Raw genomic sequence first — 25742 nt, forward strand, 5'->3', positions numbered from 1 at the left:
GGCGTTTGTGTTGATGAGTGTGTTTCTCGATAACTTACATTTTATCAATCACTTACGGCATTCTTGCCCTTTTTTATGCAAAATTCAGGCTAAAGCCGTCGGACAAAACCTGGCTTACCGGTTTGCCGTGAGCAAATCTACTTAACCGATCATTACTTCCCACGACCTTTAACCGAGACCCCGCACCATGACAAAAACAGCCCTGATCACCGGCGTAACCGGCCAGGACGGCGCCTACCTCGCCGAGTTCCTGCTCAAGAAGGGTTACATCGTGCACGGCATCAAGCGTCGCTCGTCGCTGTTCAACACCGACCGCATCGACAGCCTGTACCAGGACCCGCATGTCTCGGACGGCAACTTCGTGCTGCACTACGGCGACCTGACCGACTCGACCAACCTGATCCGCATCATCCAGCAGGTGCAGCCCGACGAGATCTATAACCTCGCCGCCATGAGCCACGTCGCGGTCAGTTTCGATACGCCCGAATACACCGCCAACGCCGACGGCATCGGCACGCTGCGCATCCTCGAAGCGATGCGTATCCTCGGCCTCGAAAAGAAAACCCGTTTCTATCAGGCCAGCACCTCCGAGCTGTACGGCTTGGTGCAGGAATCGCCGCAGACCGAAAAGACGCCGTTCTACCCGCGCAGCCCGTATGCCGTGGCCAAGATGTACGCCTACTGGATCACCGTCAATTACCGCGAAGCGTATGGCATGTATGCCTGCAACGGCATCCTGTTCAATCATGAATCGCCGCTGCGTGGCGAGACCTTCGTCACCCGCAAGATCACCCGCGCGCTGGCGCGCATCCAGCTCGGACTGCAGGACTGCCTGTACCTCGGCAACATGGATTCGCTGCGTGACTGGGGCCATGCCAGGGACTACGTCGAGATGCAATGGCTGATGCTGCAACAGGACGTCGCCGATGATTTCGTCATCGCCACCGGCGTGCAGTACAGCGTGCGCGATTTCGTCAACGCCGCCGCCAACGAACTCGACATGCACATCGACTGGAAGGGTGTCGGCGTCGATGAAACCGGAACCGACCAGCACGGCAAGGTCATCGTCAAGGTCGACCCGCGCTACTTCCGTCCGACCGAAGTCGAGACCCTGCTCGGCGACCCGACCAAGGCGCGCGAAAAACTCGGCTGGACCCCAAAGACCACCTTCCACGAACTGGTTTCCGAGATGGTTCGTGAAGATCTGAAAAGCGCCGAACGTGACGAACTCGTCAAGAAGCACGGCTTTACCGCCTTTGACTATCATGAGTAATCCCGCCATGGACAAGAACGCCAAAATCTACATCGCCGGCCACCGTGGCCTGGTCGGTTCCGCCATCATGCGCAATCTGCAGGCACGTGGTTACACCAACCTGCTGCTGCGCACCCATGCCGAACTCGATTTGACCCAGCCGCAGCACGTCGATGCCTTCTTCAAGGAAGAGAAGCCCGACCACGTCTTCCTGGCCGCAGCCAAGGTCGGCGGCATCCAGGCCAACAATACGTATCCGGCCGAATTCATCCGCTCCAACATCGCCATCCAGACCAACGTGCTGCATGCCGCCTACGAGAACAACGTCGATCGCCTGCTGTTCCTCGGCTCCAGCTGCATCTACCCGAAACTGGCACCGCAGCCGATGAAGGAAGAGTACTTGCTGACCGGCGAACTGGAACCGACCAACCGCCCGTATGCGCTGGCCAAGCTGGCCGGCATCGAGCAGTGCTGGTCCTACAACCGCCAGTACGGCACCCGCTTCCTGGCCGTAATGCCGACCAACCTGTATGGTCCCGGCGACAACTACGACCTCAACAATTCGCACGTGCTGCCGGCGCTGATTCGCAAGATTCACGAAGCCAAGCACAACGACAGCCCAAGCGTCACGGTCTGGGGCACCGGCACGCCCAAGCGTGAATTCCTGTACAGCGAAGACATGGCCGACGCCTGCGTATTCCTGATGAACCTCGGCGATCCGCAGTTCACACCGTTGCTCGCATCCGATCGCAATGACGGGCTGCCACCGCTGATCAATGTCGGGGTCGGACACGACGTGACCATTCGCGAACTGGCCGAACTGGTCGAGAGTGTCATTGGCTACGAAGGCGAACTGCAGTTCGACACCACCAAGCCGGATGGCACCATGCGCAAGCTGATGGACGTCACGCGCCTGACCGCGCTGGGCTGGAAAGCAAAGACGGAGTTCAGGGCGGGAGTCAAACGAGCCTATGCCGATTTTCTTGCAGCGCATGCTGTTCCATGAAATTTTTGCGCATGACAGGCGCTTCGGTTGGTATTGAGAACGCTTGGCGCTGGCATGGGTAGCTCCCTAAACAGAACGCTGCATGGCATTGGATGGGGCGGGCTGTCGACAACCGTGAACGTCCTGTTCCAGTTGGTGTTCATGGCAATCATGGCCCGACTGCTGGACCCAATACACTTTGGTCTGATCGCAATGGCCAACGTAATGCTGCGGTTCCTGACCTACTTTGCACAAATGGGTGTTGGCCCCGCGCTGATTCAAAAACCAGTGCTGGAAGACGGGGATGTGCGGGCGGCGCTGAGCGTCTCCTTGGGCATTTCAGCTGCGTGCACGGTGATAGCAGTTATTGCCGCGCCTTTTGCTGCCAATTTCTTCAACATGCCAACGTTGACATCTGTCATGCAGGCGTTGTCCGCAAACTTCCTACTCGGTGGAATTTCGGTGGTGTCGTTGAGTCTGCTACGTCGACAGATGCGCTTCAAGAACATTGCGATGATTGAAAGCAGTGCGTACGTATTGGGTTATGGCCTGGTCGGAATCACCATGGCATATCTTGGTTTTGGCGTCTGGGCGTTAGTAGGCGCAGTCCTTTCACAGAGCGTCATCATGACAACATTCGCCTACCTGGTAAGCAGACACGAATTTGGCTGGCGGCATCTGAAACAACAACGGGTTCATTTCTTCAAGTTTGGCGCTCGCTATTCCATCATTGGCTTTATCGAATTTTTGAGCGGGAGTCTGGACGCAGTAATCATCGGTAAATTCTTTGGCACCGCGGCAACAGGGATGTACGGGCGCGCATCCCTATTGGCTAACCTGCCGGTTCAACAGCCCGCCAACATCATCACGGGTGCATTGTTTCCTGTGATAAGCCGACTCGGCAATCAACGTCAACTTGATAGTCTCCAGATAAGCGTGTTGGTCTTGGGAAGCTACGCGTTTGCCGTTACGTTTGGAATGATTGCTGCCGCGCCCGATATCGTCGCTGTCCTGTTGGGAAATAAATGGCTGGAGGCTATCCCGATATTGCAGATACTCGCACTGTCGGTCGCCCCGCAATATCTCTCTCATTTGGTTGGCGTCACACTTGACGCCATGGGTGAGCTCAAACCAAAACTGAAGATTCAGGGATTTGTCCTGGCATTGCAGGTCATTGCATTCGCGTTGCTGTTGCCATACGGTTTAGTGGGTATTGCTTGCGCCATCGTCATTGCCGAATGGACCCGCTTCGGACTGATGGCCGCCCTGGTCGTTAAACTGTTGCACCCGCCCTTACGAGAGTTTCGGTTGATTTTGTCGATTGCACTGTTGAACGGTTGGGTTGCGTTTTCATTGATCTGGATGGCGGCCCATGCGTTGCCCGTGGCAGCACCTCGGTGGGTGGCCTTGATACTTGAAATAGTAGCCGGCGGCGCTGCCTTGATTTTTGTCTCCTGGGGCGGTCGAAAAGCTCTGGGCCGTTTGCCAGTTGTCATCGAACTGGTTCAACGCGTTCCCCATCTGAGTCGCTTCATTCCTGTCGTGCGCCACCAATCATGAAATTGCTATATTTGCCCAACGAGGGTGCCGAAGGCGACCAGATCGGACCTCGCCGGGCCTTCGAACGATTTCATGCGGAAGGTCGTCTGAGCGCCTACAAGGCATATTCGTATCTGGTGCGCGCCCAAACGTTGGGGAATCATCGCGCGGCATTGGAGGAATTACTCAGCACTGCACGCGGGTTTGCGCCCGACGTGATTTTTGTTCAGCATATGACCGATAGTTATCCGGTCGATCGCATTTTTTTACAGCAATTGAAGAACCTGCCTTCTCGCCCACGATTGGTTTTGTGGGAAGGCGACGCATACGGGACCTTTTTCAAACCATTGGATGCCACCCTGAAAACGGTCATGGCGGCATCAGACATGGTATTCCTTGTCGGGCTGGGTTATCTGGCCGACGCTGCCCGTAAGGCCGGTGCCACCAACATCAGGTTTTCCCCGCATTCCTTTGATAGTGAGCGCTTTGGCTTGCCGTGGGAGCCTTCACGGTTTCGTCCGTTGGACATAGTAATGATCGCCAACCTGCATCGTATCAAGCGTATTCCAGGCTTGTATCTTCCGGGCGGAAGACAGCGCCAGCAACTGGCGAAGGTGCTTTTTGAAAGCCTCGGCGAGCGCTTCGCCGTTTATGGCGCCGGGAAGGGCTGGGACGGAAAACCCTATATGCGCGGCCCAATTCCCTTTCATCTACAAAGCGAAATGACCCGTAGCGCGTGGATGAGCATTTCGTGGGATCACTTCTATACGCTACCGCTGTACACCTCTGATCGCCTGATGATCAGTCTTGCCAACGGCGTGCCATTTTTAACCAATCGTCAGCCCGGATATGAGCTGGTCTTTGGTGGAATTCCAGGACTTTATTGCTTTGATACCGCGAAAGAAGCTGTGGACATTGCGCGTTATCTGCTTTCAATGCCCGTTGATCGCCGTATTGAAATCGGTATGGCGGCTTCCAAACACATGATTCGTCATTTTCACGCGGACCAAATTTATGGTGATGTTATGCAAGTCGTGTCGGATGAATTTTTCAATTCGGACCAGGAAATTTCAAGGGCAACTTCTGGTGATTAAAAATTAATTTGATAAATGGCCGGCGCTGTTCGGAGTCGAGCATCACGAGCTTGCAGATTCAAATTGGACGTGCGAATTAAAATGAGGTCGACACATTCCATCGCCTCGTTTCAGGTATTAAAGGCAAGGTGAATCAGATGTTGTCTAAATTGTTAAGTATTAGCCGTTACCCGGAATTTCTTCACCTTCTGTGGTGGCGCACGGCAGTTCCATTTTTTGTACGGCGCGCTGGTGTAAAAATTGCCAGCAATGTCGAATTTTTTGGGCGGCCGTTGGTATCGTTGGCGCCAAAAAGTTATATTTCGCTCGGTGAAAAAGTGAGCTTATGCTCCGTTTCAGAGTATACGGCGCTGGGTGTCAACCATCCTGTAATTTTGCGAACGCTGCGGCCTGCAGCAAGGATTGAAATTGGTGCCGACACAGGAATTAGTGGCGCGACGATTTGCGCAGCAATAAGGGTAACGGTTGGTTCGGGATGCCTGTTTGGCGCAAATGTCGTCGTGACTGATACGGATTTCCATGCATTAAAGGCTACCAACAGACGACATAACGACAACGTCGAGGACATTGCATCAAGGCCGGTTTCGATTGGTAATAATGTCTTTTTAGGCACCGGCGCGATAGTGTTGAAGGGGGTCGTCATCGGTGACAACGCAGTAATTGGTGCCGGCTCAATTGTGACCCGCGACATTCCCGCGAATTCGATTGTTGCAGGGAACCCGGCACGGGTTATCGGAAAAATTGTGGAGTGAAGGGCACGTCGAATTAAAGTCGGGGCAAAGATGGATTGTATCAATCAGACCACTTTCTGATCTGATCCGAGGTATTTCAATAGAACCAGCGAATTTACATATGCATATAGGAATAGTCGGACCCATTGACACCCAAAATATCGCGCACCTCGTAGAAGGGGATGTCGTCGGGTTGCCTCGTGGCTATTCGGGTGCGCCGTTGCTGGGAACCTTGATTACCGAGTTGCTTCGGCGCGGTCATCATGTTTCGGCAACGACGTTATCGAGCGATATGCCGTTGGTACGAAATTCGACCGTGACTGCCACGGGGAAAAATTTCAGCATGACCTATTGTCCAATGCGGCCTCGTGCGTGGCAGATGAACGGATGGCGTCCAGGTCGCATTGTCGATTTATATCGTGATGAACGGAGATCGTTGCAGCGCGCAATATTGGCAGCCGCTCCGGACGTTGTTCATGCACACTGGGCTTACGAATTTTCTCTCGCCGCCATGGCGACAAAAATTCCTCACGTTGTAACCTGTCACGATTCGCCGTTTGCAATTGCCAAAATGTACAGCTCCAGCCGTCCAACAATTAGTGCTTACCGTTGGCTTCGGGTTCTGATGGGCCGCAAGGTTCTGCGGGAGGCGAAGTGCATTACAGCGGTGTCGCCTTACATGCGGGACGAAGTTCAAGAATTGGCATCTACACCAATTGAAGTCGTCCCCAATCCAGTCGACGCACTGGCGTTCTCTCTAAGTCGACCCCGAAACGCCCCAAGCTCTGCTCGAATCGTTATGGTGTGCAACGGTTGGGACGTGCGGAAAAACCCGGAGCCTGCGCTTCTCGGCTTTGCTGAATTTCGACGTGACCATCCAGATGCAGAGCTGCATCTTTTTGGTCATGGATTTGGTGCCAACGAAATTGCGCAGTCCTGGTGCGTCAGCAGAGGGATTGATGGGGGAATGGTATTTCATGGCGCTACTTCGCACCATCTTTTGCTTAACGCGATTGCTGCGTTTGACCTCTTATTGCATCCCTCGCTCGAAGAATCTTTTGGAATGGTTATTGCCGAGGCAATGGCGATCGGATTGCCGGTTGTTGCAGGGCAAAAAAGCGGGGCTGTGCCTTGGGTGGTCGGAAAATGCGGGACGCTGTGCGATGTGGCTAATCCAAACGCCATTAGATTGGCACTCGACGCAGCTTTTGAGCCACTGCGTTATCAGCAAATTTCGCATGAAGGAGTCGCTAACTCAACTGAACGGTTTTCCACCACGAAAGTTGTAGATCGTTTTTATTCCTTGTATCAAGACGCTCAACATAATCATGCCGCCAAGCAAAAAAATTCTGAGCGTCTGAGATGGAAATAATTTCCTACATTCTTATGGGTGCACCATACCTCTTTATGGCTCTATGCGGGGTGTTAGTTCCAGCATTGCTCGTATTGTGTTATTCGCGATTTTGGATCGGGCTTGTGATGGTGTGCAGTATTTTTATTATCGACACACTTACACTTGGCGAGGGAGGTTTTAATTTAGGAATTAATTTTTATTACGCAGATATTTTCCTTGGTCTGCTGTCCGTAGCGGCCGGGCTACGCTTGGTTTTCGCTGTGGATTTTCCTAACAGATATTGGCCCTGGCTGGCTTTTTGCGGGCTGATATTGGTCAGCTTGGGAACGGGTCTTATTTCATTTGGATCGATCGCTGGTGTTCAAGCTAGAGCTTATTTTTATTTTATGGCAGCCAGCCTATATGCGATGAGCTTCACGATGACCGAGGCGCGCCTTCGCCAGATATTCAGTGCCTTCGCCATTTCCGCTTTTTTGCTTATCGGAATTGCGATTTACCGTTGGATCGTTTACTACACGCCCATCCCTAGTCTTTTGCCGCCTGGTGGGAGTTACAACGTCGATGGTGCGATTCGAGTAATTTATTCGTACAGCGCTTTGGTCCTAGCCCAAGTCCTTATTGGCGGTGTCTTCTTTGCTGCGGCATCTCCAGGTTTTACTATAGCGCGTCTTTTTTCTCCATTTTTGCTTGCGGCAGTGCTGGCGTTACAGCACAGATCGGTTTGGTTGGCGGCGATCGTTGGAATACTAGTTCGATTACTGCTCGGTAATTCCAAGAGCGGATCAACTAGTAGCCAGTTGATCTTGCTGGTAAGCATAGCGGCAGTTACGGCGGTACCGCTTGCCTTCAACAGTAGTTTGTCGGGCGTATCTGAACAGGTCGGATCGTCTGCCTCAAGAGCATTTTCTGGAAGCGGGACCGGGGGGGAGCGCCTCCAAAGCTGGGGTGAAATCGTAAAAAACTGGTATGGCGCGGGTGTTCGGTCGATTGTCATTGGGCAAAGTTTTGGCACCGACAACTCGCGGTACGTTAAGGACGGTCAAGGTCTCACACGTAAAATTAATTATGTTGCACACAACCTTTACGTACAAACATTATTCAATACTGGGTTGCTTGGGCTTCTTGCATATTTGGCAGCGAACTGGTTTGTGATCTCTGGCCTTTACAAGCTATCTCGGGACGGTCGAGGCGGAATCGAAGCGGAAGTGCTGTTGGTATTGATGGCGATGCAATTGACGTACTACATTCCCTATGGTGTTGATTACCTGCAAGGTTTTCTGTTCGGGGCCGCACTTGCTTATGTTGCAGGCAAAAACTCGCTCCCGTTGATTTTCGAGCATCCGCAGCCGACCTAAAGGAGAACTATATGAAATCGCTGATTCGTTTAGTGGTTATTCTTACATTTTTTTTGGTTTCCGAATTGGTCAGCGCCGATCCTTATCACGACGTGACATCGGGACATCCGAAAGAAATTTCGCCGGCGTATTTTGGAGTGCATTTTCATCGTTTGCTTGTGCAGCCAGCTGAGCACGCTGTGCGGACACAATGGCCGGAAATTGCCTTCGGTACGGTGCGCCTTTGGGATTCCGGCACGAGTTGGCAAGATATCGCGCCACACGCAGGAAGTTGGCAGTTTGACAGGATGGATACATGGGTCGATACAACAGTCGCGCACCAAGCGACGGTGTTGTATGTCCTCGGCTCCACACCGCGCTGGGCCTCTGCCCGGCCCGACGAGCCGTGTCCGTATGGACTGGGTTGCGCCGCCGAGGCAATACGTATCGAACACTGGGAAGAGTATGTGCGCCGCGTCGCGCAACGCTACGGGACACGGATCGGGGCTTATGAATTGTGGAATGAACCAAATTTTTCAGATTATGCGCGTGATCGCGGAGCGCACGGGTTTTACACCGGTAGCATCGCGAAGATGGTTGAAATGGCACGCGCCGCGCGCAAGGTACTTGACGTCTATTCGCCGAATGCGAAGCTGTGTACGCCCGGTTTCACAAACGGACCGGACCGGCTGGAAAGTTTCCTCGCCGCGGGCGGCAATCAATATGTACAGGCGGTTTGCTATCATTTTTATTCCGACAGTACTGACGACTTTGTCCGTAATGTTAAGGAAGTGCGCGCGATTATGCAGCGTACTGGGGTAGCAAGTCTGCCATTGTGGAACACCGAAACTGGCGTCGAAAGACCGGCTAACGTCGATCCAACCTCCGGCGTAATCCCTACGACCCGCGATGACTCCATTGCCCGCCTAGCGCAAATGCTTATTCTCGGCGCAGCCAGTGGAATGGAGCATTTTTATTATTACGCATGGGATAACGACCGTAGCGGCATGGTAACCCGCAACGGCGACAGCCTGCCTGGCTATCAGGCTCTACAGCGATTGCAGTCGTGGCTGCTTGGAAGTCGGTTGACTGGATGCAGCAGTCGCGCCGATGTGGTGCAGTGCGACGGCACGCGTGGTACCGAACGCTATCTCGTAATGTGGGCCGCGAAAGACGCGATGCGAACTGTCAATGCGCCGCTGGGCTGGACGATCGCCGGTGTCGATCCGTTGCTTGGCGGTACATCTTCGTTAGCCTCTGCCAACAATTCTGGTGCCCTATCGTTTGCGCTGGGACCCGTCCCGGTGCGGGTGCGCATTGTGCGCGCCACCGGCCGCTGATTTCCTTAACCCACCAACCAAATGACCCCATCCCCCCTACCATCTTCCGGCATTTCGCCATCGTCGCCGACGCGCATCGCGGTGCTGCTGACATGCTTTAATCGAAAGCAAAACACGCTCGATTGCTTTGCTGCGCTGAGCGCCAACACCGGTATCGATCAGGTGCAGTTGTCGGTCGTGCTGGTCGATGACGGCAGCACCGATGGCACGGCGGAAGCAGTCAACGCTGCTTTCCCTTGGGTGCAGGTTGTGCGCGGCAGCGGCAACCTGTTCTGGTGCCGCGGCATGCACCAGGCCTTCGCCACCGCACTGCGCGACGACTACGACTTTTACCTCTGGCTCAACGACGACACCATGCTGCAGCCGGATGCGCTGGCCCGCTTGCTGCGCTGCGAAGCGGAACTGCGCACGAAGCAGGGCAAGCCGGTCATTGTCGTCGGCAGCACCATCGATCCGGTCACCGGGGTCGTCACCTACGGCGGCGAGTTGCAGGTGTCGTCGATCAAGCGCACGACCTTTGTGCGCATCAAGCCCGATGACCAGCCGCACCTGTGCGATTCCATGACCGGCAACATCGTGCTGATTTCACGCGCGGCGGCGCAGATCGTCGGCAACCTCGATCCGGCCTTCGAGCACGCGATGGGCGATACCGATTACGCGCTGCGCGCCCGCAAGCTGGGTGTGGGGGTCTGGGTCGGGCCCGGCGTGTATGGCACCTGCAGCGACAACCCGCCCACCGGCACCTACATGGACAGCAGCCTGCCGATGTCGCGGCGCTGGAAGCTGATGCTCAACCGCAAGGGCTTGCCGTGGCGTTCGTGGCTCGTGTTGACGCGCCGTCACATGGGGTTGTTGTGGCCGCTGTACTTCAGCTGGCCGTATCTGAGTCTGCTGAGCGGGCGCTATCAACGAGGCCGTCGCAAATGACCCGTGTCGCCATGGTCACCAATATTCCGGCGCCGTATCGGCTGCCGGTATATGAGTTGCTGGCCAACACGCCCGGCATCGACCTGTGCGTGTTTTTTTTCAGCGGACGCGAGCCGGACCGCGAATGGAATGTGCAGGGCGGCGACTTCAAGCGCGTCTTTCTGCGCGAACGATTCATCAGTTTCCGCGGGCGTTTCATCCATGCCAATCCGGATGTGTGGGCGCAATTGCGCCGCTTCCGGCCGGATGTGGTGATCACCACCGGATTCAATCCGACCCACATGCTGGCCTGGCTGTATTGCCGCTTGCATGGCGCCCGGCACGTGGCAATGACAGACGGTACATTGCGCTCCGAGCAAACCCTGTCGTTCATGCATCGCGCCGTGCGGCGGCTGACTTACGCTGGTACGCAAGCCTTTGTCGGTGCCAGTGACGGCGCGTTCGCGTTGTACCGCAGCTATGGTGTTGACGAAAAGAAGATGTTCAAGTCGCATCTGTGCGCGAACAATGTTGCCTTCATTAACGCGCCGCACAATGAAAAAATGTTTGATTTCATTTTTTGCGGCCGCTTCGTTGCGATCAAGAACCCGCTGTTCGCCATCGAGATTGCCCGCGGCGTCGCCCGCAAGCTCGGTCGGCGCACCTCGATCCTGTTCGTTGGCTCCGGTGAGATGGAAGCCGACATGCGCGCTGCCGTCTCCGCCGCTGCGGCCGAAATTGACGGCACCTTTGCCGGTTTCTCGCAACAGGACGCCTTGCCGGCACTGTACGGGGCGGCGCGCATCTTTCTGTTTCCCACCCAGTGGGAGCCCTGGGGCGTGGTCGCCAATGAAGCCTGCGCGGCAGGCTTGCCGGTGCTGATTACGCCGGTGGCCGGCTCGGCGGCCGAGCTGATCCGCGATGGCGAAAATGGCTTTGTCATGCCGCTCGATCATGCCCGCTGGATTGACGCCGCCGTGCAATTGCTGACCGATCCCCTGCTGTACGAATCCATGTCGGCGCGTGCGCGTGAACTGGTGGGCGAATACACCTTCGACAACGCCGCCGCCGGCATTGCCCATGCCGTGGCAGCCAGCATCGCACCTGCGGGTGTCGGCTCCGGTGAGCGGCGTCCGAAAGTGGTCATCATTCAGCGCCGCATGACACATTACCGCATTCCCCTGTTCGACCTGATGCGCGACATGCTCGACCGCGCCGGCATCGAACTGGCGGTGGTGTTTGGCGAGCCGACGCCGGAAGAAAAAGCCAAGATGGACCTGGGCGTGCTGCCGTGGGGGCACTATGTGCCGTGCCACTACTGGCTCAACAATCGGCTGTGCTGGCAGAACGCCAATGCCGAAGTGCGGGGCGCGGATCTGGTGGTCATGACCCAGGAAAACAAGCTGCTGTTCAACTACGTGTTCCGGCTTTTGCATCAGGCCCAGAAAATGGCGTTCTGGGGCCATGGCCGCAATTTTCAGGCGGCCAATGCGAACTCCCTGCGCGAACGCATGAAACGCTGGCTGCTGACCCGCACCGATTGGTGGTTTGCCTACACCGATCTGAGCGCACGGGTGGTGGTCGACGAGGCGCATTTCCCGGCAGATCGCGTGACGGTGTTGAACAATTCGATTGACACCCATGCGCTGGCCGATGATCTGGCGGCGGGCACTGATGCGCTGGTCGGGCAGGCGCGTAATGTGTTTGGCATCGGTAGCGGACCGGTCGGCATCATGATTGCATCGCTGCACGCCGAAAAGAAAATCGACTTTTTGCTGGAAGCAGCGCGCCGCCTGCGCCGTGCGCTGCCGGATTTCGAATTGGTGATTGTCGGCGATGGCCCTGAGCGCGAGCTGGTGCGCCAGGCGCTTGCACAGCACGGCGACTGGATCCACTGGATGGGTGCGCGCACCGGCCGTGAAAAAGCCCTGTTGCTGAAGATGTCGACCGTGATGCTCAATCCCGGCATGGTCGGGCTGGGCATCCTCGACAGCTTTGTCGCGCGCGTGCCGATGGTCACTTCGGATTGCGGCTTTCACTCTCCCGAGATCGCCTACCTGGACAACGGCGTCAATGGACTGATGACCGCCGACGACGTCGAGGTCTATGCGAACGCGGTACTGGGGCTCATGCGCGATCCCGTCCTGTACCAGCGTCTCCAGCGAGGTTGCGAACGGAGTGCCGACAGCGTCTCGCTGGAAAAAATGGCCGAGCATTTTTGTGAGGGCATTGCACGTTGCCTGGGTCACAGCACCTCCGCGACGCTGATCGGAAAGACAGCATGAACGCGCCGCTTGCGCGCGAGTGCCTCGACGCGGCTGCGGCATCGAAGCCATTGCTGCGGGTCCTGATCGTCCACAACGCCTACCAGTTGCGCGGCGGCGAAGACTCGGTGGTCGACGCCGAACGCGACCTGCTGCGCGCTCACGGTCATGCGGTGGAAATGTTCGAGCGCCACAACGATGAACTCAAGACACTCCCACGCAGCACCATCGCCGCCGACACCATCTGGTCGCGCCAGTCGGTCACGGCGTTGGGCGCGACGCTGCAACGCTTCCAGCCAGATGTTGTGCACTTTCACAATACCTTTCCGCTGATCTCGCCGTCTGCCTATTGGGCGGTGCGCGATGCCGGCCTGCCGGTGGTGCAGACGCTGCACAATTTTCGGCTGCACTGTCCGCAGGCGATGTATCTGCGCGATGGCAAGGTGTGCGAAGACTGTCTGGGCAAGCTGCCGTGGCGCGGCGTCCTGCATGGCTGCTACCGCGATTCGCCGGCGCAGACGGCGGTGCTGGCCGGCATGCTGGTGGTGCATCGGGCGCTGGGCACGTACCGCGAGAAGGTCACCCGTTACATTGCACTGAACGCGTTTTGCCGCGACAAATTCATCGCTGGCGGCTTGCCTGCCGAGCGCGTGGTGATCAAGCCAAATTTTGTCGACTTCACGCCGCCGCCAGTCGCTGATCGCGCCGGTTTTCTGTTCGTTGGCCGGCTGTCGGCCGAGAAGGGCGTGGCCGTCCTGACCGAAGCATGGCGCAGCGTCGATGGTGGCGAGTTGTCGGTGGCCGGAACCGGCCCGGAAGCGCACCTGCTTGATGGCGTGGCGCGTCTGACCGGACTCGGCGCGTTGCCCGGTGAGGTCGTGCGCGCACAGATGAGTCGTGCTCTCGCGCTGGTGCTGCCAAGTATTTGGTACGAGTGTTTCCCGCGCACGTTGGTCGAGGCCTTTGCGTGTGCGTTGCCGGTGATCGCCAGCCGTCTTGGGCCGCTGGCCGACCTGGTTGAAGACGGCGTCACCGGCCTGCTGTTCGAACCGGGCAACGCCGCCGATCTGGCTGAAAAAATGCAGTGGGCGCAGAGCCATCCGCAAGAGATGGCCGTCATGGGCCGCAATGCGCGCAGCAAATACGAAGCAGAGTTTTCTGCCGAACGCAATTATCCGCAATTGATCGCCATCTACGATGAAGCGATCCGGGCGGTGTCAAGGGAGCGTCAGTGATGTTGCAGGACCAAAGGGTAAGGGGAGCGGTGCTCAACGCACTGATCGATGTGGTGGATTGGGAAACCGCACTGGCGCGCATCAGCGGCTGGGCAGTGGTGCGCGAGTCGCGCTATGTCTGCATCTGCAATGCGCATTCGGTGGTGACGGTGGCCCAGGATGCTGATTTCAGGCGCATCGTCGACGGCGCCGACATGGCCACGCCGGACGGCGCACCGGTGGCCGTCATGCTGCGCAAGACCGGCCACGCCGGGCAGCAGCGCATCAACGGGCCGGATCTGATGTGGAAGTATTGTGCGCTGGCGGCGCAGCGCGGCGAAAGCATCTATCTGTATGGCGGCCAGCAGCGCACGCTGGAAACGCTGCAGCAGCAACTCAAGCAATCGTTTCCCGGGCTGATCATTGCCGGGGCGTATTCACCCCCGTATCGCAGCATGACCGACGAGGAGGATGCCGCCGACGTGGAGCGCATCAACATGTCCGGCGCGGGAACCGTCTGGGTCAGCCTGGGCTGTCCGAAGCAGGAGCAGTGGATGGCAGCCCATCGCGGTCGCATCCATGCGGTGATGATCGGCGTCGGTGCGGCCTTCGACTATCATGCAGGAACCTTGCAGCGCGCGCCGCTGTGGATGCAGCACGCCGGGCTGGAGTGGTTGTATCGACTGGTGTCGGAGCCGCGGCGCTTGTGGCGGCGTTATCTGGTCACCAATACGCTGTTTGTGCTTGGTGCGGCAGGGCAGCTGTGGTCGGCGCGCTTCGGCCGCGACCGCAAGACACCGCAGGATGAGTCTGGCGCCGCTTGATGCAGCCAGTTCGCTGGTGTGCTGCGCGTGTCGGAAAAATTTTTAAAAATGAAAAGGCAGTGACCCCATGAAAATCTACCCCGTCATTCTCTCCGGTGGTTCCGGTTCGCGGTTGTGGCCGATGTCGCGCGCGGCGTTGCCCAAGCAGTTGCTGGCGCTGACGTCCGAGTACACCATGTTGCAGGACACCGTGCGCCGCATGGCCGCCATGCCCAACGTGATGGCGCCGCTGATCGTGTGCGGCAACGAGCATCGCTTCATGATCGCCGAGCAGTTGCGGCAGATCGATGTCACGCCCATCGGTATTCTGCTGGAACCGGAAGGTCGCAATACCGCCCCAGCCGTTGCCTCCGCCGCCAATTTTTTGCTGGCGCTCGACCCCGAGGCGGTTATGCTGGTGCTGCCGGCGGATCACGTGATCCGCGATGTGCCAGCATTTCAGGCGGCAGTGCTTCGTGCTGCCGGTGCGGTCGTGCACGGTGCGCTGGCGACCTTCGGCATCGTGCCGACTGCGCCGGAGACCGGCTATGGCTACATTCGCCAGGGCACAGCGGTCGCCAATGCGCAGGGCTGCTTTGCGGTCGCTCGCTTTGTTGAAAAGCCGGACCGCGCCACTGCCGAGGGATTCGTCACCGACGGCGGTTATCTGTGGAATAGCGGCATGTTCCTGTTCAGCGCCGCCGTGTATCTGAATGAACTGACCGCGTTGCGTCCCGAGATGGCGGCGCTGAGTGCACAGGCGGTCAAGAACGGGTATCGCGATCTGGATTTCTGCCGGCTCGAAGAAGCGGCCTTTGCCGCCTGTCCTTCGGAGTCGATCGATTACGCCGTGATGGAGCACACCCGGCACGCGGTGGTGACCCCGGCCGACATCGGCTGGAGTGACGTGGGGTCGTGGACCGCGCTGGCCGACGTGCAACAGTCCGATGCCAACGGCAACGTGGTGCATGGCGACGTCTATCTCGACGACGTCAGCAATTCGCTGGTGCGCGCCGAGCGCCGCATGGTGGCGGTCATCGGCGTGTCGGACGTGGTGGTGGTCGAAACCCGCGACGCCGTGCTGGTGGTGCACAAGGATCAGGTCCAGCGCGTCAAGCAGGTGGTTGATCACCTGAAGAAAAGCAAACGCACCGAGCACGTGAATCACACCCAGGTCTATCGTCCGTGGGGCAGCTACGAAGGCATCGACGTCGGCGACCGTTTTCAGGTCAAGCGCATCACCGTCAACCCGGGCGAAAAACTGTCGCTGCAAATGCACCATCACCGCGCGGAACATTGGGTCGTTGTCAGCGGCACTGCGCTGGTTACATGCGGGGATAATGTGCGCCTACTTTGCGAAAACGAATCGACATATATTCCGATCGGTATGACGCATCGGCTGGAAAACCCGGGCAAGTTGCCGCTTCATTTGATTGAAATTCAATCGGGCAGTTATCTGGGGGAAGACGATATTGTTCGGTTTGAGGATATTTATAAGCGGGCGTAGGAATGCAAAAGATGCACAGGAATTTTATCGGGACGACACTGTGATGGAAAATTCCTTAGCATCCCTTGTCATGAGTACGCACGCACGGCACTGACGGCAAATGATGAAATTTTTACGGAATCATTGTGGCACTCAGTGGCGATTTATTTCTGAAGCCGGGGTGGGTAAATACGCTGGGGATGCAGGCGGACGGATTGCCTATCTCGACCTCGCCGGGGCATCGCGATAATTGAGGTGATGGCTTTGCATACGGGACAGACATTCTCGACTGGTGTCTCTGCATTGCAGTTCTTGGCAGGGTCGAGTCAGTTCGGCGTGCAGCTGTTTATTATCATCAGCGCATTTACGATGTGTTTGACCTTCGAGTTACGTATCAAAGTTTAGTGTCGGCCAACCTCGAATTATATAATACGGTGATTTGCCCACCCTGCTCCTCCATTTTGGTTCGCGATGTTAATTTATGCGGCGTTCAGCTAAGGAAATCCACACTTTATCGTAGAGATATCGCATGGCCTCCCGGACCGGATTTCCTTGGAGTTTTTGATGCAGGTGTTTTGGCCAACGACCCTTTTTTCTATGTTGCCTGGGAGCCGAAAAATTGCTAGGCTGCGCGACTTGCCATGTTCTCGTCGACGCCGATTTCCGGGCCATTTTCAGCCGGACCGTGGAACTCAGCGGTTTCTTTTCCGAGGATGTTTTTGATTTTTGCGGCGTTCGAAGGATTTTTTATTCGTACCTCTCTTGCGGCTTCGACACTTTTTGGTGATAAAGCCCAAGCTGATTTTCCCATGCTGGCGTGTCCGTATCGGGATTTTGTCACGTCAGTGCAATGCCCTAGCGCCGCCGATATTTCGCAACTCGTTAATGCACCGATAGCTTTCATGTACGCAGCGAATTGATGCCTCATCGAATAAGGTGTTACGGTGGACTTTAGTTTCGGCCACTCGCGTTCTCCGGCCGCACGCATGGCGCCACTAAATTTTTTCGCGCTATCAACTAAGACGACAAGATCGTTCCCAGTGGCGCCAGCACGGACGATTTTTATTATTGCTTGTATTAAAGAAGATTCGCTGTCGATGGAAAAGTATAGCCGACGCCATTCTTGCCCACTTGCGTTCGTAATCTTTGCTCCATAAATAAGTGCGATCAGTTTTCCATCATTTTCATTGATGGTAAGAGTCACCCCGCGAATTAGTTCACAAGGGCGGCAACCAGTTACTGCTGTGACAAGTGCAGCAAGATAATAACTTGGCATTCTTTTAGCAATTCTCTCTTGCCAGCCATCAGGCAATGGCTGAAGATCTGCTCGTTTGGAGTGTCGATTTTGACGTCCATTAAGCGGAAACGTGGCTTTGAGAATTTTTTCGATTAATGTCAGAGATGTAGTGATACGCGAGATCAGTTTTTTTAAGATTTCTGATTCGATAAGTGATATTTTTTGCTCGACGTCGATCTGCTCGTGGTTCATTGCATCATACTTTGCAACGAAACTTTCAAGCGAATTGCATATTTTCAAAATTATTGCAGATTTGTTTGCCTGCCAAGTTAACGTTTTTGACGTGTTCATTGCCTCTGCAATTAATGCATCAACATTATAGGTTGTGCCCAATTTCTTTCGTAATGAGGCAACTTTTTTTTCGTAATCCTCTATAGTGCTGGGTTTTAATTTGCGTTTCAAGCGGCCCGTAAAAATTGCTCTGGCGCGTTCAATAAGTTCAGATTTCTCGTTCATGTCAATCCTTTTGTTGTGACGCTTCGACTTCGGTAGTTGTCAACCTAGATGAATCCAAATAAATGCCTGAAACAAGCCAACACTCCAGATTATTCTCACTACGCTTGAGCACGGAGGACAAGGTGCAGACGAACAACTCAAATAAAATTTCAGGGGCTTAGCGGGACGATTTGGCGTCGTCGTGAATACATTTCGTCAAAATTCGTTGTCCAAAAAGAGCTAGTTTGTAAACTTGGAACGGCGTCAGAGGTTCTACTCAACCCTGCACAGAGCGTCACACAACCAGTAGGGCGTGGTTGCAAATAAAAAATGTGTGTTGTGTTCTGGAGTTGAAAAAATGCATTGGTCGCCATCGTCGTCGACGTACCACAATACGTTTCAGAAGGAGCAGCTTGTCGTGCTGATTTCGGCTTTGCACCGTTGCTTCGAGTTACAGCTTCCACTTGTGGTGGTAGACGCAGGCCTCCCACATTTGCGGGGCCGTATGGGAGAACCGAAGCTATATGCAGAACGGCTGTTCGATTTCCCTCTGATCGGTCCGCTAAATGCACCTCGTTAAAAATTACACGCGGGGATGTGGAAACGGCTTCGGCGGAAGTTGTCGCTGTGCTTGACGAGAATTTTTCCCATGTGCGTTTCGACAGGCTGACTGCAGCTGAGAAGAAATAGCTGCGTACAATAGCTGAGCTAGGGCTTGGGCATAGGCCTTATCGATCCGGCAATATCGCCGCCAAATTGGGGCGCAAGAGTCCATCATTAGCTCCCGTGCGTAGTAGCCTTATTGCAAAAGGAATCGTGTGGAGTTCGATTCACGGCGACACGCTATTTAATGTGCCGCTGTTCGATGAATTTTTGAAGTGAATCATGCCAGGCGAAGAGTGGGTGCAACCAGAATCCTGACCTGCAGTAACGGATGGGAGAATTAATCGATATCGACTTCGAAGTCGAATACCAAACAAAAATTGGGGAGTACGGACAAGGAACCGTTAATTCAGTTTGCGATAATGGCTTACATCGGCCGAATGGATGGCACCCGACCTGATGTCGTTAACAATTAATGTCATGTATCGCCAGCCTGACTGGGCCCTGTTTAAGTCCTGTCGGCGCCGGGAATTGGTCAACCGTCCCGCGTAAACACCTGTTAATTTTTTAATAACCAACCACCCTGCCATGTCCCAATTCTACGACCGCAAACAAATCACGCATTGGTTAGGCTCTCATACGCTGCTCAAGGCATACGGTTACGTACAGTCAGTGTCGAATTTGCACTGGCAAAGCGCCGACGTTCTGAGTGGCCAGGTTCAGGGAACACGCGCCCGTCCCTATGAAGTTCAAGTGTCTTTTTACGATATCGATGAAGACATGTGGATTGAAGGACAATGTACCTGTCCGGTCGAGATCGACTGCAAACATGTGGCGGCACTCCTGATTGCCGGTCTTGATCTGGTCCCGACGCAACCAATTACTGGCGTTCGCCCAGAATTGGTGACTTGGCTCGAACACTTTCGCGCGAAGCTGGCACCGGCATCTGGCGGCAAAAAGACTGTCGCCGCAAAGGCCGCGCATGCGCTGGCCTACCTAATCGCCGGATCGTATCGCGGACATCCGGAAATTTCTCTCTATAAGGTCCGAATTGGCGCCGACGGCATGGTGCGTTCGCTTGATACGCCGTGGTACAACGTCGAAAATGCGCTGCTTAAGCCGCCGCAGTTTGTCGCCGAAGCAGATTTGCCGATTCTGCGCGGGCTGTGGCTGGGCCGCTCGCGTGAACACACCGGCGGCTTCACGCTCCAAGGTGCCACCGGCGCGGCCATCATGGAAAAACTCATTGCGACCGGGCGCGCGTTTGCTGCGCCAACTGCCAGCACGATGCATTCCGGCCGGCCCTGCGTACTGCATTGCGGTCCTGCCCGGGTGGGCCAGATTGTGTGGCAAGCGCAGACGGACACCCGCGTGCGGCCGATTTTCCAAACCGAGCCACCCGCCACCATGTTATTGACGACGTCGCAGCCATACTGGTACGTCGATGCGCAAACAGGAGACGCCGGGACGGTCGAGATACCGTGGCGTACCGACGCGCTTTCGGCCTTGCTCTCGATGCCCGCTATTTCGCTTGACGAGGCCGCGCTGGTGGCCAATGTTTTGCGCACAGTCGCTCCCGATTTGCCAATGCCGCCAGCGAACAACGCGCCGGACCTGCGAGTGATCGACGCCGCGCCCGTACCGGTACTGTCACTTGATACTTTGCCTCTCTACCGATCCGGCTCCAAATCCGATGCGCAAGATGTGCTGGATTTCGCGACGGTCAGCTTCGAATACGCGGAAGTACGTCTTGACGCCCACAGCAACACCACACTGGTGCGCGCCGCCGATGGCGAAGTGATGCAGATCAAGCGCGATCTCGACAGTGAGCAACATCATCTGATCGCTTTGCACCATGTCGGGTTGCAAAAAATGCCAGTCAGCGGAGCCTATGGCCCCAAGTCTTTTCCCAACGGGATGCTGGGTTTTGACAATGCGGAAAATTGGATTGCCTTCGCAAGACAAGTCCTGCCAAAACTGCGTGAAGACGGCTGGCAGGTGGTGATGTCGGACGCGTTCCGCTTCAATGTGATCGAGATCGAGGCGATCGACGGTCATCTTCGCCATAGTGGCGACGGCTGGTTCGACATCGATATGGGCATTACGGTCAACGAACGTACTGTGCGTCTCGAGCCGCTCTTGGCAGAGTTGTTCCGGCGCGATGCACGCTGGTTGTCGGGGCAGCTCGACGCCATTGCCGATGGCGAATGGATCGACCTCAAGACTGACCGTGATGAACGACTGCGGCTGGTCGCCGGTCGGCTCAAACCTGTCGTCCGAGTGCTCATTGATCTATTCGACACCGTAGGGGAGGGCAATCTGCGCGTGCCGGAATGGGATGCGGGGCGACTCGACGCGCTCGACCAAACTGGTCGCTGGCAGTTTCATGGTGATGCGTCGATCCGTCTACTTGCACAGCGCCTCTTAGCGGGGCCGGGCGTCACCGATGCGTCCGTTCCGCAGGGCCTGCAAGCCGAATTGCGCGACTATCAGCGGCAGGGTCTGAGCTGGATGCAGTTCTTACGCGAACACAATTTGTCTGGCGTGCTGGCCGACGAGATGGGGCTTGGCAAAACCGTGCAAACTCTCGCGCATATTCTGGCCGAAAAGGAAGCTGGCCGGCTCGACCGGCCCGCGCTGATCATCGTGCCGACGACACTCATGCACAACTGGCGCGAAGAGTCACAACGTTTCACGCCGGATCTGCGCGTACTCGATTTGCACGGCCCGCAACGCCATGCTCGCTTCGACCAGATTGGTGCGCATGACCTGGTTCTTACAACATATGCCTTGCTGTGGCGCGACCAGCAAGCGCTGGCCGAACACGAATTCCATCTGTTGATTCTGGACGAAGCCCAATACGTCAAGAATTCCGCAACTAGGGCGGCCACCACGATTCGCCAAATACGCGCCCGTCACCGCCTGTGTCTGACCGGCACACCGCTGGAAAACCATCTTGGTGAACTGTGGGCCCAATTCGATTTCCTTTTGCCCGGTTTTCTCGGTACTCATAAAGATTTTACGCGACGCTGGCGTAAGCCGATCGAAAAAGGCGGCGACACCGTTCGGCGCGATCTGCTCGCGCGTCGCATCCGCCCTTTCATGTTGCGACGGCGTAAAGATGAAGTCGCTACCGAACTGCCGCCGAAGACGATTATCGTGCGTACCGTCGAACTTGAAGGGGCGCAGCGTGATCTGTATGAGACCGTGCGCGCCGCGATGCACGACAAGGTACGTGCGGCAATCACCGCAAAGGGGCTCGCGCGCAGCCACATCATTGTGCTGGAAGCACTGCTAAAATTGCGCCAGGTGTGTTGTGACCCCAGACTGGTTAAAATAAAGCAAGCCGCGCGTATCAAGGAATCGGCCAAGTTAGCGCTGCTTCTAAACATGCTGCCCGAGTTGATCGAGGATGGTCGTCGCATCCTGCTGTTCTCGCAGTTTACTGGCATGCTCGATCTCATTGCCGCCGCGCTCGATCAGGCCGGAATTACCTATGTAGTACTCACGGGCGAGACCATCGACCGCCGCGCGCCGGTCAAGCGCTTCATGGAAGGTGAAGTGCCGCTTTTTTTGATCAGCTTGAAGGCTGGAGGCGTCGGATTGAACCTGACCGGGGCCGACACAGTGATTCACTACGATCCCTGGTGGAATCCGGCGGTCGAAAACCAGGCCACTGATCGTGCCCATCGCCTCGGGCAAGACAAACCGGTGTTCGTCTACAAGCTCATTACGGCCGGCAGCGTCGAGGAAAAGATCGTCGTGATGCAAGAAAAAAAAGCCGCACTGGCCAACGCTATCCTGTCCGACAACGCCGCCGAAGTTGTCAAATTCTCTGTCGATGATCTGGACGCCTTGTTCGAATCTATCCCGGTCATGCCGACTTTATCACCCGCTGCGAAGTTACCGGTGCGTGCCCTCATCCGAACGTAGAGCGAGGTGAGTCAGGAAAAGCGTTCCGTAATCGGGGATCGAAATGACCGCAGCCTAGAAGGGGCACGCGGCTTTATCGGCTTGATTCGTGCTGCCATCGTCTGGGCCAGTTCGCCGACATTTACAATCGTAACTTAAATAGTCATCCTTCAGCTCGCGCCTCAAACCCAATCAGGAATCCCCTTGCTCCAATCAATGCTTATGTTTTGCTGCCTGCTACTGTCCCTGAACGCGACGGCGCAGCGCGTGAACCAATCGCCCGCGCCGGCCCGCGCGCCGGCGTACACCCTGTCGGCCAACGACGTCGCCGTCATCATCAACGACGATGACGCCAACAGCGTCGCGGTCGGTGAGTACTACCGCACTGCGCGGCACATCCCCGACAAGAACATCATCCACGTGCAGATCCCGGGCAGCCCGCACACGTTGACCGTGGCGGGATTCGATTTGTTGAAGCAAAAGATCGATGCGCAATTGCATCCGGGGATTCAGGCCATGGTGCTGGTGTGGACCGCGCCGTATGCGGTCGAATGCAATTCGATCACGTCGGCGCTGACGCTCGGGTTTGATCCCGCCCAGTGCGTGCAGACTTGCGCATCGGGGAGGCCGAGCCGGTATTTCAATTCGGCGTCAGTACGACCGTTCGATGACTTTGGCATGCGCTTGTCGATGCTGCTGCCGACCGAGTCGGTGGAGCAGGCTAGGGCGTTGATTGATCGTGGCGTCGTCAGCGCCTTTTCGGTACCGGCTGCGAGCGCCTATTTCGTGGTAACGCCAGACAAGCAGCGTAATACGCGCGCGCCATTTTTTCCGCCCTCGGGCGTGTTCCCGCAGAAAAAGTTGACGGTCAAGACGCTGCATCGCGAATCTCTCGATGGCGAGCAGGATGTGATGTTTTATCAGATCGGCGCGGTCAGCGTACCCAAGCTCGACACACTGCATTTTATGGCAGGTGCGATGGCCGATCATTTGACCTCAAGCGGCGGTGATCTACTTGGCAAGGGTCAGATGAGCAGCCTGCGCTGGCTGGAGGCCGGGGCTACGGCGAGTTACGGATCGGTCTCCGAGCCGTGCAATTTCTGGCAAAAGTTTCCCAATCCAGCGGTGCTGTTGAAGCAGTATTTGTCCGGCGCCTCGGCCATTGAGGCGTACTGGAAAAGCGTCGCGTGGCCGACGCAGGGGGTGTTTATTGGCGAGCCACTGGCGGCACCGTATCGGACCATGTCGGGCCGATGAGGCCGCCGCCGTGATTTTTTTTAAAAAAATTCATAACGGCACGAGATGATTGATATCTCAGACTCGCTCACTTCATAGACCAGTCGATTTGTCTGATCGATACGCCTGGACCAGAAGCCGGCCAAGTTTTCTTTGAGCGGTTCGGGCTTGCCAATCCCTTCGAATGGGGTTCGTAGCGCTGATTTTATAAAGCTATACTTGTCTTGTTACCTGTGCAAGTATAGTTAAGCAAAGAAATTGCGCAAACGCTATTTTGGGCATCCTGGCATGCGACAAGCCATGGTTTTGGCCGGTGTGCAATGTGTGGCGGCAAGACCCAGACCGCTGTTAATTTCCGTTGATGATTGACACCAACCGGTCGAAAATTCGTTGGATGATCGATGCTGTTGCACCTTGTGCCGGTTACACAATCGATTTCGCGGAATTACCGCGCCGGCGGTAATTACCAAAACCTCGGTAATTGGCGGTAATTGCTACTGCGGCGAAAGGATCTGGGCGCGCAGCAGTCGCTGGGCCTCGGCCAACTTGTCGTCGATGAAGCCGATTCCGATTTCACACAGGACGACCCGGCCGGCTTGCTTGAGTTGGCTTTTTTCGAGGCAGGCGCCACTTTCCAGATCGTCGAGGACGAGGACTGGTTGGCCGGGCAGGTGGTTTGCATCAAGCCAGGCTTGGATTTCATCTGTGCGCGTTTTCATGCCACGTTTGGGCGTCGTCCAGGCATCGTGCAGGTTGTCGGCCACGAAGGGGAGGCCGGTCCTCTTGAAAACTTCGATGAAATCGGCTTGATCGAGGTAGTGCGACCAGCTGGTGCTGGCAACATAAATCGGGTTGAACTCGTCGTGGATGGCCTGCAGGTTGCTGCGACCCTGGCGGAACATCAGGTTTGCCCAGAGTTCAGGCCATGTGTCCAGGTAGCCGGCGGGATCGGCCTGCACATTGGCATGCTTGAACATTTCGATGGTCTGGTAGCCACTGAAATAATTGTCGACGACCAGCACATTGTCGAGATCGACAAAAACAATCGGGCGTTGCAAATAGGTCATGAAATTCCTGATGGGTTGAGCGAGGTCGTTTGGCAGCATTGCCATGAGACTCAGCATCTCTTCCCAGTCAGATTCTGGCAGTAGCCGGTGAATCTTTGTCAGATCCTGAAGGCTCGAATATTTTGATGCCGCGCGGATAGCCATGCCGGCCAGTCTGTCGCCCAGGCACAGTTGCCACTGCTCGCCATGGCGGAGCTCGACTTCCATACTTCCGACCCAGATTTTGCGCGAGAGGCCAGAGGTTAGGCGAATAACTCGCATCGGAACCTGGGAAGTCAAATGGAGGGCGTTGGCGTCCCAGGCACCGGTGTTGGTCATGGTCTCGCCGGTCCGGGCCATGATGGCATCGAGGACTGACTCGGGAGATGGCGGGCGCAATCCAAATTTCCCGGCGATCTGTGTGATATACAAACCTCGACTGACTCGGTACAGCTTTTTCGCGTTGGCCAGCCGTGCCAGGGCGGTGCAGACAGCAGATCTTGGCGCCAGATGCAGAAATTGATCGGCGGTCAGCAGAGCGCCCTCTGGTAGAGCTTGGCTGGCAGACAAAATGTGTTCAGAAAGTGTTGTCATTGAATATCAAGGTATCTTGGTATCGATGTATCGTGCAATCCCTATACTTTGAAGCGGCGTTTGCTTCTGACCCTCGCCCTTCAGGCCAGCCTTTGATCTGGCTTTAAAGTGTGGACGCCGCGGCAAGCGGCCACACTTTGCGTTGCGGCTTCAAGCAGACGGTGCTGGCGACTCGCCCAGGTCGACGGCTGGTACGTCTTTAAAACTATCATTTTCTCTTAGGGAAACGCGGAACAAATCGAATTCCGCCTGTTCGACGGCGTAGCGCGGATTTTTTGTTCGCGTTACGTCGAACGTTTGCGATTTTTCCTGTGGTC

The 25742-nt window shown here is 56.0% G+C and carries 18 protein-coding genes and 1 pseudogene; 16 read left to right on the forward strand and 3 right to left on the reverse strand.

Annotated features, from left to right (window positions below):
- The first annotated feature begins 187 nt into the window (after nucleotides 1–187).
- The 14 genes from gmd to RCH09_RS19745 all read left to right on the forward strand — a co-directional run bounded on the left by gmd (nucleotide 188) and on the right by RCH09_RS19745 (nucleotide 16707).
- Entirely contained in the window at nucleotides 188–1273 is a 1086-nt protein-coding gene (gene gmd / locus RCH09_RS17655) for a GDP-mannose 4,6-dehydratase (RefSeq protein ID WP_326942458.1), read from the forward strand.
- A 7-nt stretch (nucleotides 1274–1280) separates the two neighbouring features.
- Entirely contained in the window at nucleotides 1281–2258 is a 978-nt protein-coding gene (locus RCH09_RS17660; protein WP_442785056.1) for a GDP-L-fucose synthase family protein, read from the forward strand.
- 54 nt (nucleotides 2259–2312) lie between these two features.
- Nucleotides 2313–3797 (forward strand): lipopolysaccharide biosynthesis protein, encoded by a 1485-nt coding sequence (locus RCH09_RS17665; RefSeq protein ID WP_326942460.1) that lies wholly within the window; start codon nucleotides 2313–2315, stop codon nucleotides 3795–3797.
- Nucleotides 3794–4870: a glycosyltransferase gene (locus tag RCH09_RS17670; RefSeq protein ID WP_326942461.1), complete on the forward strand. Its 1077-nt coding sequence runs from the start codon at nucleotides 3794–3796 to the stop codon at nucleotides 4868–4870. Before RCH09_RS17665 ends, RCH09_RS17670 begins: the two co-directional genes overlap by 4 nt.
- Nucleotides 4871–5007: 137 nt before the next feature.
- A complete protein-coding gene (locus RCH09_RS17675) occupies nucleotides 5008–5622 on the forward strand; it encodes an acyltransferase (protein ID WP_326942462.1) in 615 nt (204 codons plus the stop codon).
- A gap of 199 nt (nucleotides 5623–5821) precedes the next feature.
- A complete protein-coding gene (locus tag RCH09_RS17680) occupies nucleotides 5822–6973 on the forward strand; it encodes a glycosyltransferase family 4 protein (protein ID WP_326942463.1) in 1152 nt (383 codons plus the stop codon).
- Entirely contained in the window at nucleotides 6964–8310 is a 1347-nt protein-coding gene (locus tag RCH09_RS17685) for an O-antigen ligase family protein (RefSeq protein ID WP_326942464.1), read from the forward strand. The genes RCH09_RS17680 and RCH09_RS17685 overlap by 10 nt, the downstream gene beginning before the upstream one ends.
- Nucleotides 8311–8321: 11 nt before the next feature.
- Entirely contained in the window at nucleotides 8322–9629 is a 1308-nt protein-coding gene (locus RCH09_RS17690) for a glycosyl hydrolase (protein ID WP_326942465.1), read from the forward strand.
- A gap of 21 nt (nucleotides 9630–9650) precedes the next feature.
- On the forward strand, nucleotides 9651–10556 hold the full coding sequence (locus tag RCH09_RS17695; protein ID WP_326942466.1) for a glycosyltransferase family 2 protein: 906 nt from the start codon (nucleotides 9651–9653) through the stop codon (nucleotides 10554–10556).
- Nucleotides 10553–12820 (forward strand): glycosyltransferase family 4 protein, encoded by a 2268-nt coding sequence (locus tag RCH09_RS17700; RefSeq protein WP_326942467.1) that lies wholly within the window; start codon nucleotides 10553–10555, stop codon nucleotides 12818–12820. Before RCH09_RS17695 ends, RCH09_RS17700 begins: the two co-directional genes overlap by 4 nt.
- Nucleotides 12817–14034, forward strand: coding sequence for a glycosyltransferase (locus RCH09_RS17705; RefSeq protein ID WP_326942468.1), 1218 nt, complete (start codon nucleotides 12817–12819; stop codon nucleotides 14032–14034). The genes RCH09_RS17700 and RCH09_RS17705 overlap by 4 nt, the downstream gene beginning before the upstream one ends.
- Entirely contained in the window at nucleotides 14034–14837 is an 804-nt protein-coding gene (locus RCH09_RS17710; RefSeq protein WP_326942469.1) for a WecB/TagA/CpsF family glycosyltransferase, read from the forward strand. Before RCH09_RS17705 ends, RCH09_RS17710 begins: the two co-directional genes overlap by 1 nt.
- A 67-nt stretch (nucleotides 14838–14904) precedes the next feature.
- A complete protein-coding gene (locus RCH09_RS17715; protein ID WP_326942470.1) occupies nucleotides 14905–16323 on the forward strand; it encodes a mannose-1-phosphate guanylyltransferase/mannose-6-phosphate isomerase in 1419 nt (472 codons plus the stop codon).
- A gap of 225 nt (nucleotides 16324–16548) precedes the next feature.
- Nucleotides 16549–16707, forward strand: coding sequence for a hypothetical protein (locus RCH09_RS19745; protein WP_442785057.1), 159 nt, complete (start codon nucleotides 16549–16551; stop codon nucleotides 16705–16707).
- A 217-nt stretch (nucleotides 16708–16924) separates the two neighbouring features.
- On the opposite strand, the gene RCH09_RS17720 is transcribed toward RCH09_RS19745, so the two are convergent.
- On the reverse strand, nucleotides 16925–18055 hold the full coding sequence (locus RCH09_RS17720; RefSeq protein WP_326942471.1) for a hypothetical protein: 1131 nt from the start codon (nucleotides 18053–18055) through the stop codon (nucleotides 16925–16927).
- Nucleotides 18056–19225: 1170 nt separating this feature from the next.
- On the opposite strand from RCH09_RS17720, the gene RCH09_RS17725 reads away from it, so the two are divergent.
- The gene (locus tag RCH09_RS17725) at nucleotides 19226–22570 is read left to right on the forward strand and encodes a DEAD/DEAH box helicase (RefSeq protein ID WP_326942472.1); all 3345 of its coding nucleotides are present in this window, start codon (nucleotides 19226–19228) and stop codon (nucleotides 22568–22570) included.
- 246 nt (nucleotides 22571–22816) lie between these two features.
- Nucleotides 22817–23806, forward strand: a complete 990-nt coding sequence (locus RCH09_RS17730) for a TIGR03790 family protein (RefSeq protein ID WP_326942473.1) — start codon at nucleotides 22817–22819, stop codon at nucleotides 23804–23806.
- Nucleotides 23807–23826: 20 nt separating this feature from the next.
- Here RCH09_RS17730 and RCH09_RS17735 read toward each other — a convergent pair.
- Nucleotides 23827–23994, reverse strand: a pseudogene (locus tag RCH09_RS17735) (Txe/YoeB family addiction module toxin); the annotation flags it as partial.
- Between the two features lie 285 nt (nucleotides 23995–24279).
- Nucleotides 24280–25425 carry a DUF6088 family protein gene (locus RCH09_RS17740; protein WP_326942474.1) on the reverse strand — a complete coding sequence of 382 codons (1146 nt, stop codon included), beginning with the start codon at nucleotides 25423–25425 and terminating at the stop codon, nucleotides 24280–24282.
- Between the last annotated feature and the right edge of the window lie 317 nt (nucleotides 25426–25742).

It is taken from the genome of Actimicrobium sp. GrIS 1.19 (assembly GCF_035984655.1).
In the GTDB taxonomy this organism is placed as follows: domain Bacteria; phylum Pseudomonadota; class Gammaproteobacteria; order Burkholderiales; family Burkholderiaceae_D; genus Actimicrobium.

Excerpts from the sequence above, each read along its gene's own strand:
- gmd (WP_326942458.1), top strand. The coding sequence starts at position 188 with ATGACAAAAACAGCCCTGATCACCGGCGTAACCGGCCAGGACGGCGCC.
- RCH09_RS17660 (WP_442785056.1), top strand. The coding sequence starts at position 1,281 with ATGGACAAGAACGCCAAAATCTACATCGCCGGCCACCGTGGCCTGGTC.
- RCH09_RS17665 (WP_326942460.1), top strand. The coding sequence starts at position 2,313 with ATGGGTAGCTCCCTAAACAGAACGCTGCATGGCATTGGATGGGGCGGG.
- RCH09_RS17670 (WP_326942461.1), top strand. The coding sequence starts at position 3,794 with ATGAAATTGCTATATTTGCCCAACGAGGGTGCCGAAGGCGACCAGATC.
- RCH09_RS17675 (WP_326942462.1), top strand. The coding sequence starts at position 5,008 with ATGTTGTCTAAATTGTTAAGTATTAGCCGTTACCCGGAATTTCTTCAC.
- RCH09_RS17685 (WP_326942464.1), top strand. The coding sequence starts at position 6,964 with ATGGAAATAATTTCCTACATTCTTATGGGTGCACCATACCTCTTTATG.
- RCH09_RS17690 (WP_326942465.1), top strand. The coding sequence starts at position 8,322 with ATGAAATCGCTGATTCGTTTAGTGGTTATTCTTACATTTTTTTTGGTT.
- RCH09_RS17695 (WP_326942466.1), top strand. The coding sequence starts at position 9,651 with ATGACCCCATCCCCCCTACCATCTTCCGGCATTTCGCCATCGTCGCCG.
- RCH09_RS17700 (WP_326942467.1), top strand. The coding sequence starts at position 10,553 with ATGACCCGTGTCGCCATGGTCACCAATATTCCGGCGCCGTATCGGCTG.
- RCH09_RS17705 (WP_326942468.1), top strand. The coding sequence starts at position 12,817 with ATGAACGCGCCGCTTGCGCGCGAGTGCCTCGACGCGGCTGCGGCATCG.
- RCH09_RS17710 (WP_326942469.1), top strand. The coding sequence starts at position 14,034 with ATGTTGCAGGACCAAAGGGTAAGGGGAGCGGTGCTCAACGCACTGATC.
- RCH09_RS17715 (WP_326942470.1), top strand. The coding sequence starts at position 14,905 with ATGAAAATCTACCCCGTCATTCTCTCCGGTGGTTCCGGTTCGCGGTTG.
- RCH09_RS17720 (WP_326942471.1), bottom strand. The coding sequence starts at position 18,055 with ATGAACGAGAAATCTGAACTTATTGAACGCGCCAGAGCAATTTTTACG.
- RCH09_RS17725 (WP_326942472.1), top strand. The coding sequence starts at position 19,226 with ATGTCCCAATTCTACGACCGCAAACAAATCACGCATTGGTTAGGCTCT.
- RCH09_RS17740 (WP_326942474.1), bottom strand. The coding sequence starts at position 25,425 with ATGACAACACTTTCTGAACACATTTTGTCTGCCAGCCAAGCTCTACCA.